Origin of the sequence: Zooshikella harenae (genome assembly GCF_018837975.1) — a bacterium.
GTDB lineage: Bacteria > Pseudomonadota > Gammaproteobacteria > Pseudomonadales > Zooshikellaceae > Zooshikella > Zooshikella harenae.
This window is the reverse complement of sequence record NZ_JAGSOY010000035.1, coordinates 1-16,333: the sequence shown is the minus strand read 5'-3', so window position 1 is coordinate 16,333 and position 16,333 is coordinate 1. Positions and strand designations below refer to the sequence as shown.

At 42.1% G+C, this 16,333-nt stretch carries 16 protein-coding genes; 11 read left to right on the top strand and 5 right to left on the bottom strand.

The window, feature by feature from the left end; all coding sequences use genetic code 11:
• Nucleotides 1-15 precede the first annotated feature (15 nt).
• Nucleotides 16-1,158 carry a class C beta-lactamase gene (gene ampC / locus KCG35_RS14705; RefSeq protein WP_373687357.1) on the bottom strand — a complete coding sequence of 381 codons (1,143 nt, stop codon included), beginning with the start codon at nucleotides 1,156-1,158 and terminating at the stop codon, nucleotides 16-18.
• A gap of 248 nt (nucleotides 1,159-1,406) precedes the next feature.
• Here ampC and KCG35_RS14700 point away from each other — a divergent pair, with 248 nt between their 5' ends.
• Nucleotides 1,407-2,321 (top strand): LysR family transcriptional regulator, encoded by a 915-nt coding sequence (locus KCG35_RS14700; protein ID WP_215820541.1) that lies wholly within the window; start codon nucleotides 1,407-1,409, stop codon nucleotides 2,319-2,321.
• Nucleotides 2,322-2,329: 8 nt separating this feature from the next.
• Here KCG35_RS14700 and KCG35_RS14695 read toward each other — a convergent pair whose 3' ends face one another.
• Nucleotides 2,330-2,932: a nitroreductase family protein gene (locus tag KCG35_RS14695; RefSeq protein ID WP_215820540.1), complete on the bottom strand. Its 603-nt coding sequence runs from the start codon at nucleotides 2,930-2,932 to the stop codon at nucleotides 2,330-2,332.
• 133 nt (nucleotides 2,933-3,065) lie between these two features.
• Here KCG35_RS14695 and KCG35_RS14690 point away from each other — a divergent pair, with 133 nt between their 5' ends.
• From KCG35_RS14690 to hypE, 3 genes are read left to right on the top strand one after another with little or no spacing between them, the layout of a single operon-like run.
• Nucleotides 3,066-3,305: a HypC/HybG/HupF family hydrogenase formation chaperone gene (locus KCG35_RS14690; protein ID WP_215820539.1), complete on the top strand. Its 240-nt coding sequence runs from the start codon at nucleotides 3,066-3,068 to the stop codon at nucleotides 3,303-3,305.
• Between the two features lie 37 nt (nucleotides 3,306-3,342).
• Complete coding sequence (hypD, locus tag KCG35_RS14685) at nucleotides 3,343-4,473, top strand: hydrogenase formation protein HypD (RefSeq protein ID WP_215820538.1); 1,131 nt, start codon at nucleotides 3,343-3,345, stop codon at nucleotides 4,471-4,473.
• A complete protein-coding gene (gene hypE / locus KCG35_RS14680) occupies nucleotides 4,470-5,498 on the top strand; it encodes a hydrogenase expression/formation protein HypE (protein ID WP_255561976.1) in 1,029 nt (342 codons plus the stop codon). The genes hypD and hypE overlap by 4 nt, the downstream gene beginning before the upstream one ends.
• A gap of 271 nt (nucleotides 5,499-5,769) precedes the next feature.
• On the opposite strand, the gene KCG35_RS14675 is transcribed toward hypE, so the two are convergent.
• Entirely contained in the window at nucleotides 5,770-6,147 is a 378-nt protein-coding gene (locus KCG35_RS14675) for a hypothetical protein (protein ID WP_215820537.1), read from the bottom strand.
• Between the two features lie 870 nt (nucleotides 6,148-7,017).
• Here KCG35_RS14675 and KCG35_RS14670 point away from each other — a divergent pair.
• The 7 genes from KCG35_RS14670 (at nucleotide 7,018) to KCG35_RS14640 (ending at nucleotide 12,899) form a co-directional block, all read left to right on the top strand.
• Nucleotides 7,018-7,344 carry a hydrogenase maturation nickel metallochaperone HypA gene (locus tag KCG35_RS14670; protein WP_215820536.1) on the top strand — a complete coding sequence of 109 codons (327 nt, stop codon included), beginning with the start codon at nucleotides 7,018-7,020 and terminating at the stop codon, nucleotides 7,342-7,344.
• Complete coding sequence (hypB, locus tag KCG35_RS14665; protein ID WP_215820535.1) at nucleotides 7,344-8,150, top strand: hydrogenase nickel incorporation protein HypB; 807 nt, start codon at nucleotides 7,344-7,346, stop codon at nucleotides 8,148-8,150. Before KCG35_RS14670 ends, hypB begins: the two co-directional genes overlap by 1 nt.
• Nucleotides 8,143-9,258 (top strand): 4Fe-4S dicluster domain-containing protein, encoded by a 1,116-nt coding sequence (locus KCG35_RS14660; protein WP_215820534.1) that lies wholly within the window; start codon nucleotides 8,143-8,145, stop codon nucleotides 9,256-9,258. The genes hypB and KCG35_RS14660 overlap by 8 nt, the downstream gene beginning before the upstream one ends.
• Complete coding sequence (locus tag KCG35_RS14655) at nucleotides 9,239-10,069, top strand: FAD/NAD(P)-binding protein (RefSeq protein WP_215820533.1); 831 nt, start codon at nucleotides 9,239-9,241, stop codon at nucleotides 10,067-10,069. The genes KCG35_RS14660 and KCG35_RS14655 overlap by 20 nt, the downstream gene beginning before the upstream one ends.
• Nucleotides 10,070-10,096: 27 nt before the next feature.
• Nucleotides 10,097-10,891: an NADH-quinone oxidoreductase subunit B family protein gene (locus KCG35_RS14650; RefSeq protein ID WP_215820532.1), complete on the top strand. Its 795-nt coding sequence runs from the start codon at nucleotides 10,097-10,099 to the stop codon at nucleotides 10,889-10,891.
• Nucleotides 10,888-12,186, top strand: coding sequence for a Ni/Fe hydrogenase subunit alpha (locus tag KCG35_RS14645; RefSeq protein WP_215820531.1), 1,299 nt, complete (start codon nucleotides 10,888-10,890; stop codon nucleotides 12,184-12,186). The genes KCG35_RS14650 and KCG35_RS14645 overlap by 4 nt, the downstream gene beginning before the upstream one ends.
• 224 nt (nucleotides 12,187-12,410) lie before the next feature.
• A complete protein-coding gene (locus tag KCG35_RS14640; RefSeq protein ID WP_215820530.1) occupies nucleotides 12,411-12,899 on the top strand; it encodes a hypothetical protein in 489 nt (162 codons plus the stop codon).
• Between the two features lie 26 nt (nucleotides 12,900-12,925).
• Here KCG35_RS14640 and KCG35_RS14635 read toward each other — a convergent pair whose 3' ends face one another.
• Both KCG35_RS14635 and KCG35_RS14630 read right to left on the bottom strand, forming a co-directional pair.
• Nucleotides 12,926-14,866, bottom strand: a complete 1,941-nt coding sequence (locus tag KCG35_RS14635; RefSeq protein ID WP_215820529.1) for an aconitate hydratase — start codon at nucleotides 14,864-14,866, stop codon at nucleotides 12,926-12,928.
• A 111-nt stretch (nucleotides 14,867-14,977) separates the two neighbouring features.
• A complete protein-coding gene (locus KCG35_RS14630) occupies nucleotides 14,978-15,883 on the bottom strand; it encodes a substrate-binding periplasmic protein (RefSeq protein WP_215820528.1) in 906 nt (301 codons plus the stop codon).
• Between the last annotated feature and the right edge of the window lie 450 nt (nucleotides 15,884-16,333).

Sequence of the window (16,333 nt, the reverse complement as noted above, 5' to 3'; positions counted from 1 at the left end):
CATACGAGTGTACTCTTAATCATGTAGTATGGTTAAAATTTGATAACCCAAGGTGACTCTTTGCTCAATTGGGTAGGATTTATTAGCTAATATCACAACTCCTAGTTTTTGCGATGGAATAAATGCCGCGTACGCAGAGAACCCATTGGTTGAGCCTGTCTTATTAACCAGGACATCAGCTTGCAGTTGTTTTGGCGGATTAAATTTTTTCACTGAAGAAGGTTCTAAAATCATTGCGGGGGAATTACCCTCCAATAGCCTTTTTAAGCTGATTGGATAATCATAGTGTTCCCATATCAAGCCCTGCATCATGTTTCCAGACTTAAAATAACCGATATGCGTATTATTGATCGCTTGTTGCCATGTTTTTTCCAGTTTAATAAGTTGCATGTTGGCATCAATAAACCGAATTAAATCCATTGTAGATGACTTAACTCCATAGGCTTCGGAAGCAAGCATGCCCATATTTAATCTGATTGGTTCATCTTTTTTCGTATAGCCCTGTGCATAATACTTCTTCTGATCTGCTGGAACATTAATGTAGCTATGCTTCATACCTAGTGCTGGAAATAACTGCTTTTCCAGCGCCAAGTCAAACGGCTGGTTCATAACTTCAGCTGTGACCTTACCCAACAAGCCAATACCCAGGTTAGAATAGGTTCTGCGAGTACCTGGCGTATACGTCGGTTTCCACTTTTTATAATAATCCATTAATTGACTTCTATTATGGATATTCTCAGCTACAAATAATGGCAACCCCGAAGTATGAGTACCTAAACTCAATAAATTGATTGCATCAAACGTGCTGCCATGTAAGGCAGGCAAATATTTACTGGCACTGTCAGTGAACGATAACCTTGACGTGACGTGAGCATAAGAGGCAAGTGTTGCCGTCAATGTTTTACTTAAAGAGCCAATTTCAAAAAGGGTATGATTTGTGATCGGTTGCTGAGTGTTCTTTGATGCCACACCATAATTATAAAAAGAGTGATTACCATTATAGGTAACTGCGATGGCCATGCCAGGAATAGCATATTTTTTAAGCACAGGAAGAACTACGTTATCCACTGAATCTTTTAAATTACCCGACTCTAACCCATCGCCAGCATAACTCAAACAGGCTACACCAGACATTAAAATACAACATAGTTTTACCATTTTAATTTTCTTCATTTTTCCATACATGGCTTAACTCACTATCATTAACAGTAAATAATCAACTCCACTGCAACCAACGCATTAGTTTGGAATATTGTTATTGATATATAGAACTTTTACTGTGGAGATGGGGTCAGACGAAATGTTCGCAGTCAATTTTCAGGCTTAACTATCCACCCTTAACGACATATTGACAAGCGAGAATAATTTTATAGAGGGTAAAGAAAATCTTATGTTTCCATTCTAGTATGCGGCCCTATCTTCCTCTTAATGCTCTGAGAGCCTTTGAGTCATCAGCTCGACATCTCAGTTTTACCCAGGCCGCTCAAGAGATGCATGTCACTCAGGCTGCTGTCAGTCAGCAAGTTAGAATGCTGGAAGAACGGTTGAGAACCGTCCTTTTTAAACGTTTACCTCGTGGGTTAGAAATGACCGACGAAGGACGTTTATTGTTTCCAGTGTTAACCAATGCTTTTGCTCATATTGAGGCTGTCCTAAAACAGTTTGAGAATAAGCATCATAGCCATGAAGTACTGTCCATTGGCGCAGTAGGTACCTTTGCAATCAGCTGGTTGATGCCTCGACTTAACGTGTTTCGTGAAAACCATCCCTTTGTTGAATTAAGACTACTAACCAACAATAACCTGGTTAACCTTGCAGCAGAAGGATTGGATTTCGCCATTCGATTTGGCGATGGCAATTGGCCAACCACACATAATGTATTATTGTTTGAGGCACCACTTACCGTATTGTGCTCCCCCAATATTGCTCAAAGACTAAACCATCCGCAAGACCTTCAAAAAGAAACATTATTGCGCTCATACCGTACTGAAGAATGGAATAATTGGCTTACCACTGCAGGGCTTGAACCATGGGTTATGAACGGTCCAATGTTTGACTCATCACGTTTAATGGTTGAGGCAGCGATACAGGGTGAGGGCGTTGCATTAGCACCTAACCACATGTTTTCTCGCGAATTAACCTCTGGGTTACTGGTGTGTCCCTTTGATCATTATGTTAATGCTGGCGGTTACTGGCTAACGTCTCTTAAATCAAGACCAGCAACACCAGCCATGCAATACTTCTATGATTGGATTGTTCATGAAGCAACAAACGAAAAACTAATTAGGGAAAGAAACTTACCTGTGAAAAATAAATCTTGAGCCTTATGTTATTTCGGCTGCCAAATTTCTGCTAATGCTTTGCGGGAAGAGGGCTTTTCTTTTGCTTGCATCGAATCATTAAGCATTGTTTTATCACCTAAATAACCAATGACAAATCCCATCAATACCTGCTGGTTATCACCTAACTGCAAATATTGAGCTACTGCTTCGTAATGAATACCCGCCATACCGTGCGTGTAAAGTCCTTCCATTCGTGCCTGTAAAGTCATTGCCATCCATGCCGCACCACAGTCCAGCTGGTAAGATGAGTTCGGTTTGTTATTACGAGTAAACTGAGTATTTCCCACAAGAAAGCCAATCACACTGGCATTTTTGGCCCACACTTGATTACCTTCCTGCAATAACGCTAAAAAGTCACTGAATGTTTGTTCCGTTGAAGTATAAAAACACCAAGGTTGTTCATTGAAACAGGAAGGTGACCAACGTGCCGCATCAAATAGCCGGGTTAATGTTGTCTGATCAATTTTTTTCTGCTCAAACGCGCGAGGGGACCAGCGTTCAATAAATAAACGGTCCACACCGGGTACAACATCACGGGCACTAAAATCAATCGATAGATTGTCTGATCCTTTTTCATTGTGATTCATCATGCTCCCTCCAATGTAACCAATTTAATCGTTATGTCATTGCCTTAAGCTACAACGCTAGTGTAGTGTATTTTATGCACCATGCTGTTTATCGATATAAAAGTAAAAAGCATAGAATGAAACCAAATGGACGCTTATGTGCTTAGGTATTCCTGCAAAAATTATTTCTATTACTGATAAGGAAAGTGCCACCGCCTTAGTTGAAACAGCGGGCGTGAAACGGGAAGCCTGTATTTCGTTACTGTCACTGCAAGGCAATTCTTTTGATGACTTGATAGGCCAGTGGGTGCTCCTCCATGTTGGATTTGCAATGGCAGTTATTGATCAGGACGAGGCACTTCGTACCCTAGCGCTTTTAGCATCCCTTGAGGGTTAACCATATTATTGACTTAAGGAAAGAGTGAAGGGATGTAATGACACAAACAAACGCCTTTCGTGATCCATCTCGTGTCAATCAGTTAATAAAATGCATCCAAACTGAAGCGGCTCCTATTGCTGAACGCTTGGGACGTCCCATACAAATTATGGAAGTGTGTGGTGGACATACCCATGCAATTGTGAATACCGGTATTAATCAACTGTTACCGTCGTCTATCGAACTGATTCATGGTCCTGGCTGTCCTGTTTGTGTATTACCCACCACCGCAATCGATCAAGCGGTTTCTTTAGCTGAAAGTAGCAACCATATTTTAGCTAGTTTTGGTGACCCATTGCGTGTACCTGGTAGTCGGCATAGTTTACTTGATGCCAAAGCCAATGGCGCGCATATTCAAACCTTATATTCTCCTCTGGATGCGCTTAAACTTGCTAAACATCACCCCAATAAAACGATTATTTTCTTTGCGATTGGCTTTGATACCACCATCCCCAGTACCGCTTGTACACTGCAAATGGCAGCCCAACAAAGCATTACAAATTTCCGAGTGCTTTGTCACCACATTTGTCTTATGCCGGTTCTCACCACATTACTTGAACGTCAAGAAATCCAGTTGGATGGCTTTTTAGGGCCAGGCCATGTCAGCATGGTCATTGGGGCTAAAGCGTATGCATCAATTGCCGACAAATACCATAAACCACTGGTTATTGCCGGGTTTGAGCCAGTAGATATACTGCATGCTTTGTATTTATTAGTTCAACAGCTATCGGCCCAGCAACATTCTATTCAAAATGCTTATTCTCGTGTTGTGTTGGAGGAGGGCAATAAAGCTGCGCAGCAGTCCATAAATGATGTTTTTATTTCAGGCATAGATGCAAAATGGCGAGGTTTGGATTTAGTTCCAGGGTCAGGGCTTAGCATACGCCCCAAATACCAACAGCATGATGCTGTCCAGCTACTCAATTCACAACATGTCGCAGAGAATAATACAGATCCCGTCTATTGTAAGCAGGTATTAACAGGATCACTCAAGCCTCATCATTGCCCATGGTTTGGTAAACAATGTACGCCTCATCACCCCCAAAGTGGTCTAATGGTATCAACGGAAGGTGCCTGTGCCGCTTATTATGCTTCACACGCTAAGACAGCAGTAGGGACACTATCTTGAGCCAACAAATCATTACCCTTGCGCATGGCGCGGGCGGTGCAGCCATGCAACAGCTCATTGATAGTCTTTTCCTTAAAGCATTTAATAATGGATCATTAGCATTAAAAGAAGATCAAGCCCGATTACCCCTTGCTGAATTACAGGCTAAAGGTGATCGTCTGGCATTTACCACTGACAGCTATGTCGTTTCCCCCTTGTTTTTTCCAGGAGGCGATATTGGCAAGCTAGCGGTATGTGGCACATTAAATGACTTAGCTGTAGGTGGCGCTCAGCCATTATATTTAAGTGCTGGTTTTATTATCGAAGAAGGGTTGTCACTATCTTTACTGGAAAAAATTGTTTACTCAATGGCAACGACGGCTAAAGAGCAAGGTGTCTCCATAATTACGGGGGATACTAAAGTCGTTGAGCGGGGGATGGCTGATAAGCTATTTATTAATACTACAGGTGTTGGGGTTATTCCAGCGTCTACTCAGATAAGCGCTGCCAGTGCCCAGTCAGGAGATAAGGTATTAGTGAATGGTTTTATTGGTGATCATGGTGCCACAATTATGTTGGCAAGGGATAACCTTGGCTTACACACTGATTTACAAAGTGATTGCACTGCCTTATACCCTCTTATTAACCATTTATTGCTGCAACATACTCATGATATTCGCTGTATTCGGGATGTCACACGGGGAGGGTTAGGGGGCGTATTAACAGAGATTGCTCAAGCCTCAAATATCACCATTGAGCTGGATGAACTAGCACTGCCTATTCGACCTCAAACCCAAGGTGTTTGCGAATTACTTGGTCTCGATCCTTTATTTTTAGCTAATGAAGGACTTGCCGTATTTATTGTGGACCATGAACAAGCTGAAACTGTTTTACAATTAATGAGACAATATCCCTTAGGACAACATGCACAAATAATTGGTGAAGTTACAGAGTACTCAATTAACCACTTACATTTAAAAACCCGTTATGGAGCAAAAAGAATAGTTAATGTACCTTATGGGCTTCAATTACCAAGAATTTGCTGAAAAAACGTCTTAACACTCCAAGGCTATCGCATATAATTTTGCCTTTAATTTAAAGCTATTTATGGTGTTTTTAAACCACCTTTGCCCAAAGTCTGCATAACGCCCTTCGAACACACCGTAAATCCTTCCCTGGAGGCTTGGTTGCCGCATCCTTGCGGCAAACAGTTCGATGGGCATTATCCAGCCTTTGTTTTGCCAGTGGCTAACATCGAGATATTACAGTTGTTTATTAAAGGGTGATTAAGTGATACACATCCGCACCATAATATATTCATGAAAAATAGCCCCAGCGATGCTCTAATGGAAGACATTCCATACATAGATCCTTTCCTTCAAAAGTTCCCCCATCCCAAACTATTCCATTGTAGTCAGAGTCTAAATCAATCCAAAGGTCTTCCTTGTTGAACCGTGCAGGATTTTTATCGCGATTTACCATCAAATTATCACATTGCTCACACTTTGTTGCGGACATCTTCTTTTGAGGGATAAATCGTGTATCTATATTGAGTAGCTTTAAGTCATACCTTTCTAATAGCTTTTCTAACTCATTATCGAAAGCTGTCAATTTCTCATCAAAAGAGCAATTTTCAATTTCCTCTGAATTTGTTTCAAAGTAGCTATAAAACCTTCTTATTGCGAATTGCTTCATTCTATATTCCTAATCAATTATAGTTATAAAATCGTTAAAGCAGCTTTTATCCAGTTATGCGCATATTTTACGCTAAAGTTTACGTAAGACAGTTTTTGTTTCAAACTCAGCAGTAAACCTAGAACTCTAAATTCTACATACTTTTTTGGTATTAATTTTATAAATTCAATTCGCATGGCTCTTGCCAATCTATTATTTAAATTTTTTGGCCCCAGTAGCGAATTTCTAAAGTGACTGGAGTATTAATGAGGTACTAATAGATGTGGCTAGGTACCAGATCTTACGCTTCTCTGGTGTAAGGTTCATATACTGCCCATAAATCTAATTTAGTATTTGAAACCTCAGCTAAATAAACCACAAGCAATCTTGGTTAATTCAATTTTGAATATATCTTCCGACAGGTGCTTATCAATTACTGATACCCCTGGCATTAAGAAAAACAGCTCGCAAATTGTATCTATCAGATGTTTATTCTTCATCTTCTTTGTATCACTAATTTTACACATAACTTAACATCATTCTAGGCATAACCGTTTCTGCAATCTAGCAAGCAGAGATACTCTTAAATATGTATACAGCTATTTCAACCTTTACCTATAAGTTCAACAACACCAACTCTAGCCAACACATTTTTGTAGTATCTTCTAAGTATGCAGGTTTCAGACAAAGTCTGGGTAATACCTGTGAACCGTCTGCCGCAGGGAAGCGGCAGCCGAGCCTCCAGGGAAGGATTCACGGCGTGTTCAGCAGGTATTACTCAGACTTTGTGGCAAACTAAATATGTTGTACAACTACTTCAACCAAAAAGCTTTTAGACCTGAAGGTCACATTGTGAACATAAAATAGATAAGGACTATTAAGGACCAAAATGTGCATGAACTATCCATCATTAATGCTTTATTGAAATATATACAGCCGTATTTAAATCGAAAGATAAAATGTATTAAAATTGAAGTAGGCAGTATGAGTTGTATTGATCCTGAACGACTGATCGGGTGTTTTGACTGGGTAAAAGCCACGGCAGGCTTGAGCGATACGCAACTCATTATCGACCATCACCCAGCTAAAGCGTCTTGTCAGCAGTGTCACCAGGATTTTTCCTTAACCCAACTGGGTCAACCCTGTCCGTGTGGCAGCTATGACTATACGCTGCTATCAGGACAGCAACTAACGCTGACTGAAATCGAGTTTGCCTAATGTGTACTCATTGCGGATGTTCTTCAGATAAAGCGGTACTGACTGAGTTTGCGTCAGATCATCATAGCCATCATCACCTCCCTGCTGAATCCCAAACGCTGCATTTACAACAAGCATTACTTGCCGAAAATGAAAACCTGGCTGAACAAAACCGACACGGGTTACATCAGCAGGGTATGACCTGCATAAACTTAATGGGCACACCGGGTGCAGGTAAAACAGCCCTATTGGAAGCCACACTCCAAATGCTCGCTAACGATTTACCGCCCATAGCCATTCTGGAGGGTGACCAACAAACCCTGAATGATGCCAACCGGGTGAAAGCAGCCGGTGGTCATGTTGTGCAAATCAATACTGGGACAGGCTGCCACTTAGATGCTGAGCTGATCAAAACCGGGCTGGAAAAGTTAGCACCAGAACCTGGCTCGCTTATTTTTATTGAAAATGTCGGTAATCTTGTCTGCCCTGCGTTATTTGACCTGGGAGAGTCACACCGTATTGCGATGATGGCGGTTACGGATGGTAACGACAAGCCAAATAAATACCCCCACTTATTCAGTAGCTGTGAGTTGATCATTATTAATAAAGCGGACTTAATGGGTTATGTTGATTTTGACCTCAACACTGTCCAGCAAGCCATTGCTCAATTGAATCCTCAAGCAGAAGTCTTATTACTCTCGACCAAAACCCAACTTGGCTTTGACCAATGGCGTGAATGGCTAACCACTGCAACCAATACTGGATATTTAAACAGTAACCATTTTTTAGGCACTCACCAAGAGTCTCCAACCCTGCCTCATGATTAAACATTTTTTAGCGCGACAGCATCTGGACCAGCTCTTCAGCGTATTATCCAATGCGGGATACCAGGTTGTTGGGCCTACAGTTAAAGACAACGCTATCGTATTTACTGAGCTTAGCCATGTAGAACAGCTACCTTGGGGAAGGCAGGAAATAGCTAAACCAGGCCATTATCAATTAACAGATACATCGACAAACCGATGTTTTGCCTGGAATACAGGGCCTCAAGGATTAAAGCCCTGGTTGTTCAAGCCTGAACAGCCACTTTGGCAGGCAGAACAAACTGAGCAAGGGTTATGCTTTCGCCAAGCATCCATAGAAGCTCACCCTATTGCAGTAATTGGCTTAAGAGGATGTGACCTTGCTGCCTTAAAACTACAGGATCAGCATTTTCTGCAAGGTCCTTATCCTGATCCATACTACCAAGCTCAACGAGAGCAGCTTTTCATTATCGCCGTCAACTGCGCTCAAAGTGCAGAAACCTGTTTTTGTGTCTCAACGGGTGATGGTCCAGAAGCAACTCACAGCTTTGACTTAGTTTTAGACGAGTTGGAGGAGGGCTATTTAATGGGTTGTGGCAGTGAGCAGGGGCAGGCAATTTTTCAACAGCTCACATTGGGACCACAAGTTTCAAAGGACCAATTACATACAGCCCAAAAACAGTTAGCCGATGCCAGTCAGCAACAACGACAGATGCCAGATGAAGACTCACTGCTAAAGTTGACAGAAAATCTGGAGCACCCCCAGTGGCAAGATGTCGCTGACCGTTGTTTAGCCTGTGGAAATTGCACGCTGGTGTGTCCTACCTGTTTTTGTTCAAAACAGGAATCAACCAGTGATATTAAGTTACAACAAGCTGAGCAAGTACGTTTATGGGACTCATGCTTCAGCGAGCAACATGGCTACATCGCAGGCAAGCTGTTCCGACCCGAAATACGTCATCGCTATCGTCAGTGGTTATTACACAAGTTAGCGAATTGGCAACAACAGTATGGCCGAAGTGGCTGTGTAGGTTGTGGGCGATGTATCAGCTGGTGTCCAGTGGGAATTGATCTGGTGGCAGAAGCTCAAATACTGGTAAAAGGCACCCCCCATGAACCAACCGATCGCTAGCTTTGTGCCATTAACTACAACTTTGATGGATAAACATCAGGAATCACCCGGCATCTTTACACTGTATTTAAAGCTCAATACCTCAGCTCCATTTAACTTTTCATTTGGTCAATTCAATATGCTTTATTTATTTGGGCTAGGTGAAGTTGCCATTTCAATTATGGGCTGGCGAAACAATTTACTGTTACATACGATACGTGCCGTAGGTCGTGTTACCCAACCATTAGTGCAACTAGAACCAGGACAGCAGCTTGGCTTGCGAGGGCCCTTTGGTTACGGTTGGCCACTTGAGCAGACTAAAGGCAAAGACATTGTGTTTATTACTGCTGGATTGGGTTGTGCCCCCGTCGTTGCAGCAATAAACCATACCGTTGAACATAAACAACACTATGGACGTATTGTCATTTTACAGGGTGTAAAACATCACAATGATCTACTCTGGCAAACACAATATGACCACTGGCAAAACACCGGTAACTGCCAAGTACTATTGGCTGCCAGTGAAGAATACAAACATCGCTATAAGTGGCGGCTGGGCATGGTCACTGAACTCTTGAACTTTGCTGAATTCGATACCGAAAACTGTGCGGTTCTAATGTGTGGGCCTGAAATCATGATGCTAGCAGCCCTAAAGCAACTGGCTAAACTTCATGTGGCTGATGAAGCCGTTTATTTAAGCCTGGAACGTAACTTTCAATGTGGGCAGGCATCCTGCGGCCATTGCCAGCTGGGGCCCTTTTTTGTCTGTAAAGATGGCCCGGTATTTCATTACCCCACTGTGAAACCTTGGTTTGGACTTTCTGGTATTTGATAAACTGGAATTGAATGAGAACCTCTTATGCCTCCTAGCAAACTGGCCATTGCAATTCATAAATTGACATCCTGTTCAGGCTGCCAGCTGGCATTTCTCAATCAAGGGGTTGTGCTACTGGATTTATTAAATAAGGTTGAAATTAAACACTTTATTGAGGGTGGCATTAATAATTTTTCAGCCGAAGTGGATATTGCTTTTGTTGAAGGCAGTATCTCAACCCCAGAAGACCTTGAACGCGCTCAACACATTCGTCAGCACAGTAAATTAGTGGTCAGTATAGGTGCCTGTGCAACCAGTGGTGGCATACAAGCATTACGCAACCTGTCCGATGAAAACTGGCTACAAGCCGTTTACGCCAAACCGGAATTTGTTTCCTCACTACAGCACTCAACAGGTGTTGCCGAACATATTAAGGTGGATTTTGAGCTTTGGGGCTGTCCCATTACCATTCAACAAATGAACCACTTTATTCAGCAGCTATTGCTCGGCAGTAAACCTAAACCTTCAGGCGAAAAATTATGTATGGACTGTAAACGTCAGCAACAAGTGTGTGTGCTGGTGACCCAACAAGCACCTTGTTTAGGGCCCGTGGTACGAACGGGCTGCGGTGCATTGTGTCCAACCTTTGGTCGCGCCTGTTATGGTTGCTTTGGTCCTTCAGAACAGCCTAACTGTGACAGCCTAGCGAATCAATTTGCAGGACTTGGCCTGGTGTCAGTAGAGGTAGCCCAACGTTTTGCTGCAATCCACAGCCATAGCCAACCCTTTCGCGATCAGTTTCATCGTTGGCAGACCATTCATGCCAAGGAAGTGGAATGAATAATAACCGCACGATTAAGCTGAATGTGCCCTTTGTCACCCGCCTGGAAGGCGAGGGGGCTTTGGAACTCTCCGCCAAAGGTGATTCAATTGAAAAACTGCACCTGAAAATTTTTGAGCCCCCTCGGTTATTTGAAAAATTTTTGGAAGGTAAATCCTATAAAGATGTACCAGACCTGAATGCGCGCATCTGTGGTATTTGCCCCATGGCTTACCAGCTCACGTCCATTCAAGCCATGGAACAATTATTTGGTATTAAATTACCTAAGCACTTGGTGCAACTGCGTCGTTTAATGAATCTGGGAGAGTGGATTCAAAGTCATGCCTTACATATTCACTTTCTTGCAGCTCCAGACTTTTTAGGCTTTGACAGTGCCATTCACATGGCAAAACAGTACCCACAGATTTTACAGCGGGGGATGTTACTACAAGAAGCTGGCAATGCGTTGATGGCACTGCTTGGTGGGCGATCCGTTCACCCCGTAGGTCTTCAAGTAGGCGGATTTGGTCGGTTACCCGACCGTAAACGCTGGGATGAAGTGCGTACCAAAATCGATAATGCGCTTCCTGCCGCCAAGTCCTTGATTGCCTGGACCACAACCTTAGATCTGCCAGATTATAGTCATGACTTCATTTGGGTAAGCTTGAAACACTCAAAAAAATACCCCATTAATGGTGGCCGAATTGTGACGAGTAATGGGTTAAGCCTTACCTACAAAGGCTATGCCAAACAATTTCATGAACATCAGGTAGCCCACTCCACGGCATTTTATTCGCTGCTTAATGGACAAGATTATTTAGTGGGGCCATTGGCGAGACTCAATAATAATTACATGATTTTGCCCAATCCAATTAAAAAACTTATTACGCAGCTGGGCATAACTTTTCCAAACCAGAATATGTTTACCAGTATTCAAGCTCGAGCCATAGAAATAGTTTATTCACTTTATGAAGCCAGCAAAATAATGGCTGGCAGTTGCCCCACAGGAGAATCTCATGTTCCTGTTACGCCGAAAGCAGGAACCTGCTGCTTCTGTACTGAAGCACCACGCGGCATGATTTACCACCGTTATAAACTTGATGATAAAGGGAATGTTGTGCGTTGTACCATTATTCCCCCCACCAGTCAGAATCAAGCCCGCATTGAACAAGACCTTAAATATTCTGTAAAAAAATTTGGCCTTAATCACTCTGACCAAACATTAAAGTTTTTTTGCGAACAAGTGATTCGCAATTATGACCCTTGTATTTCCTGTTCCACACACTTTTTAGATTTTAAAATACTTCGCAGTTAAAAGAATATACGCTTATTCGATTCCGGCTTAACTAACAAAAAATCAACAATTAACTTTTATTGGTTAATTCTCAAATAGCATGATTATAATTACCTTAAAGAAGAGTAGTGCTTTATGTTATTCCAAAGAGTTTATTTGTGCTCTTTTTAATTAACATTTTGCATACACTGGACAAAATAGAGTGACAGATCCGTTTTTTGTCGGTCATAAAAGGGACTGTAATTATGCATCAAAAAGTACCTACAACCTGTTTAAAACTCCATAAACTGGGAGAGGTGCCTCGTTCAGCCTATATGGACTCACAGACAACGCCTTCCGATCTGATTGATGCCGAAAAACGCAGTTTCTTCTTTAAATTATTACGAAGTAGTAAGCCCCAAAAAGCAGTCCCACCACCAACCAAAAAAGTAAAACACAGCTTAAAGCTTAACGCGGTGGTCTGGTTGAATTTTATTACTCCACCAAAGCAAACCATCTCCTTTTTACTCGTTTATAAAGATGCTTCAGGTGAGTTTGGCGTTATTGTTGAGGAGGCACCACCATCTTCCTCGACATCAATGATGCTGTCTAATACCGTTGACATTGAATACTTAGGTGATATCGAGTATCTGAGAGCTTGCTGCACTGGTCTCAGCAAAGGGGAAAGCGTGATGGTTGAAAGCCTAAGTATCAAACCAGCACAAACCACAGACAAGCTTGCCTCTCAGCACTAGTGGCTCAGGGCTAGAGGCTTGTTGTTTTAGTCATTTGTTTGTTGCCTAACCCAATTTAATAAACCACCTGCAATAAGTGTTTTTATTTCGTCACTATCTAAATCATGCGTCACTTTTACTGTCCCTGAAGTGGTTTTATTTTCGATATTAATTGTCTTTCCTTGCAATAATTGGTCACCTAAGTGGCTTATCTCAAGTTCATGACCTTCGATTAATAGATCGTAATCTTCTTTTTTACTAAACAGCAAAGGGGTTATACCAAAATTAATGAGATTACGTCGGTGAATTCTTGCCAGGCTTTTGGCAATAACACACTGTACGCCAAGATAGCGGGGAGCTAATGCAGCATGCTCACGACTAGAACCTTGTCCATAATTTTCACCTCCCAAAATAAAAATACTGTCAAACGGCGTTTCTTTTGCCTTTTTATAAAATGCGTTATCAATTCGCTGAAAACAGTATTTACTAATCTCAGGAATATTACTGCGAAAAGGTAAAATGGTCGCGCCTGCAGGGAGAATTTCATCTGTTGATACATTGTCTCCCGTTTTTAGTAATAAAATACCGGTTATTTTTTCTGGTAATGGCGGAAAATCGGGCAGGGTTTTAATATTAGGTCCTTTCACCAGCGTTACGGCAATATCAATATCGCTGGGAGGTAATAGCATTTTCCGGTTAACTTCAACCTCATCCGGCTCTTGCCATGTTGGATAAGCAATATTCAAATCACGAGGATCGGTGATCTTGCTACTCAAGGCACTTGCGGTGGCGGTCTCAGGACTACATAAGTAAACCTGATCCTCTGGTGTCCCCGAACGGCCAGGAAAATTACGGGGCACGGTGCGTAGACTGATTCGTCCGGTAGCAGGGGCCTGCCCCATACCAATGCAGCCATTGCAACCCGTTTGATGAAGGCGGGCACCAGCATGAACCAAACGGCCTAATGCCCCAGACTGGGTAAGGTGCTCCAAAAGCTGGCGAGAAGTAGGATTAATATCAAATGATACGCTTTGGTGAACTTGCTGGTTTTCAACCATTAATGAAGGAATCTCAAAGTCCCGCAGACCTGGGTTCGCTGATGAACCGATATAGCACTGGTAAACCGGTTGGCCAGCAACCTCTCGAACAGGCACTACATTATCCGGACTGGAAGGGCAGGCAATAAGAGGCTCTATTGCGCTCAAATCAATATGGTCATGCTCATCATACTGAGCATCAGCGTCAGCACACAGTGGTTTAAAGCCATCACCACGCTGCTGCTGTTGTAAATAGGTTTTGGTTTGTTCATCAGCTGGAAAAACACTGGCTGTAGCCCCCAACTCCTGGCCCATATTAGCAATCACATGACGCTGCATCGCCGTCAGGTTAGCTAACCCAGGTCCATAGTATTCAATGATTTTGCCAATGCCTCCTTTTACGCCATGCCGACGAAGCATTTCTAAAATCACATCTTTAGCATTTATCCAAGGAGCGAGTTTACCTTCCAGCTTGACACCCATAATACGCGGCATTTTCAGTGCAAAAGGAAAGCCCGCCATTGCCATCGCGACTTGCAAGCCTCCAGCGCCCATGGCCAACATGCCAAGTGAGCCTGCCGCACATGTATGACTATCAGCACCCAACAAGGATTTGCCTGGCTGGCCAAACTGTTCCATATGCACCACATGGCTAATGCCATTACCTGGAGGGCTAAACCAGATGCCGTATTTTCGACAGGCGCTTTGTAAAAACAAATGGTCATCCGCATTTTTAAAGTCACTTTGAATCAGATTATGATCGACATACTGCGCTGACAGCTCCGTTTTGACTTTAGGTAGGCCCAGTTTTTCAAACTCCAGCATCACTAAAGTGCCCGTGGCATCCTGGGTTAATGTTTGATCAATGACTAGCTCAATAGACTCACCGGGTGACATAGTGCCAGTAGCTAAGTGAGATTTAATTAGTTTTTGCGCAACATTTAAGCCCATATAAACCTCAACTGTTTTACTTTAGCTTTATCTCAGCATAGTTGGTTTAGTGCAAAGGAGGCTGTTGAAAACGGTCAGAAGGCGTGATGATGGTGATGAAAGTCTAATGAATTATTGCTTAAATAAATCGTCCTGATAATAGTAAACATGACTTACATTTTGACTTTCTGTTGTTAGCAGTGGATTATACAACTTCAATAGTTTAGTTTTATGATTTTTCATTAGTTTATTAACAAGTTCAAATCCGTGATAATTTTTTAAATGTTTATCCAAAGCTTTCGTTGCAATTAGTCGTTTTAAACCAAGCTCAATACGCTCCGCTAGTTTAGAGTTTTGTTTATTGACAAAATAATAAATGGGTGCGCGATAAGTGATAAGTAAATGATTAGCAACAGTTAAGGAAAGCTCTTTTTTACTCTCAAGTTCTGGTAATGCTTCAAGTATACCTCTTGGGAAATAATCTGCTCTGCCTTTTGCTAACATTGAAAATGCCTCATGGTAATGCCTAACGGGAAGCACCAACAGGTAATTAGCCCTGAGAATTTTAGTGTCAGGCCAGTCATGACCTTGTAGGGCCAGTAATTTTCTAAGCGATTCAATGGACTTGATCGACTCAAAACGCTTTTTATCACTTTGGCGAATAACCAAACACCTTACACCAAGCAAACCTTTCATTAAGGGAGTTCGAATGGGACGTAAACGGGTTTCACGTTGAATATCGGTCATAAGCCATATGACATCAAGCTCTTCCCCATTTGCTAACAGTCTGACCGTACGTGCTTGCGTAAAAAATGTTGGATGATATGTTAATTTAATCGGGTCATAACGATCATTGGTAATTAATAGTACTTTATCCAGCAGACTGGAAAAGTAATCACTTCGTGTGTCTAAATCCCCTGAAGGCTGATGCTGTGGACGGGGTATGGTAATTGAGGAGAAACTTCCTGCGCCTTTGGACATTAAAGAAAGTTGGCATGAAATTAGAAAAAGTAGAATGCGTCCAAAATGTCCCATCACACTACATCACATGCCGTAATAAATAATAAATCATAGTATAGTCTTTATTACCAACGGGTACTAACGCCGTTAATTATGTACCAACACAAAGAGTGTTTTTCATTTTTTAGATGGTAATCAGTAGAAAATACCCTCAAAGAGGTATATTGGAATTTTATAAAAGCCATTTTATTCTAAACCATCTTTGCTCAAAGTATGCATAATGCCCTTCGAACACGCCGTGAATCCTTCCCTGGAGGCTTGGCTGCCACATCCTTGCGGTAAGCAGTTCGACATACGTTACCCAGCCTTTTTCTTACCAAACCATACATCGAAATATCATTATTGTTTATTTAAGCGTAATTGGAAGATTGCAAAAATCTATTAAATATGAAAGATTGCACTTTTTACTTGAAACCAAGTGATGATCAAAAAAATGGCCGATTTTGTGAAAACAAAGTCGGCCTCAAA

Coding starts and splice junctions, on each gene's coding strand:
- ampC (WP_373687357.1), bottom strand. CDS start 1,158: ATGGTAAAACTATGTTGTATTTTAATGTCTGGTGTAGCCTGTTTGAGT.
- KCG35_RS14700 (WP_215820541.1), top strand. CDS start 1,407: ATGCGGCCCTATCTTCCTCTTAATGCTCTGAGAGCCTTTGAGTCATCA.
- KCG35_RS14695 (WP_215820540.1), bottom strand. CDS start 2,932: ATGATGAATCACAATGAAAAAGGATCAGACAATCTATCGATTGATTTT.
- KCG35_RS14690 (WP_215820539.1), top strand. CDS start 3,066: ATGTGCTTAGGTATTCCTGCAAAAATTATTTCTATTACTGATAAGGAA.
- hypD (WP_215820538.1), top strand. CDS start 3,343: ATGACACAAACAAACGCCTTTCGTGATCCATCTCGTGTCAATCAGTTA.
- KCG35_RS14675 (WP_215820537.1), bottom strand. CDS start 6,147: ATGAAGCAATTCGCAATAAGAAGGTTTTATAGCTACTTTGAAACAAAT.
- hypB (WP_215820535.1), top strand. CDS start 7,344: ATGTGTACTCATTGCGGATGTTCTTCAGATAAAGCGGTACTGACTGAG.
- KCG35_RS14660 (WP_215820534.1), top strand. CDS start 8,143: ATGATTAAACATTTTTTAGCGCGACAGCATCTGGACCAGCTCTTCAGC.
- KCG35_RS14655 (WP_215820533.1), top strand. CDS start 9,239: ATGAACCAACCGATCGCTAGCTTTGTGCCATTAACTACAACTTTGATG.
- KCG35_RS14650 (WP_215820532.1), top strand. CDS start 10,097: ATGCCTCCTAGCAAACTGGCCATTGCAATTCATAAATTGACATCCTGT.
- KCG35_RS14645 (WP_215820531.1), top strand. CDS start 10,888: ATGAATAATAACCGCACGATTAAGCTGAATGTGCCCTTTGTCACCCGC.
- KCG35_RS14640 (WP_215820530.1), top strand. CDS start 12,411: ATGCATCAAAAAGTACCTACAACCTGTTTAAAACTCCATAAACTGGGA.
- KCG35_RS14635 (WP_215820529.1), bottom strand. CDS start 14,866: ATGGGCTTAAATGTTGCGCAAAAACTAATTAAATCTCACTTAGCTACT.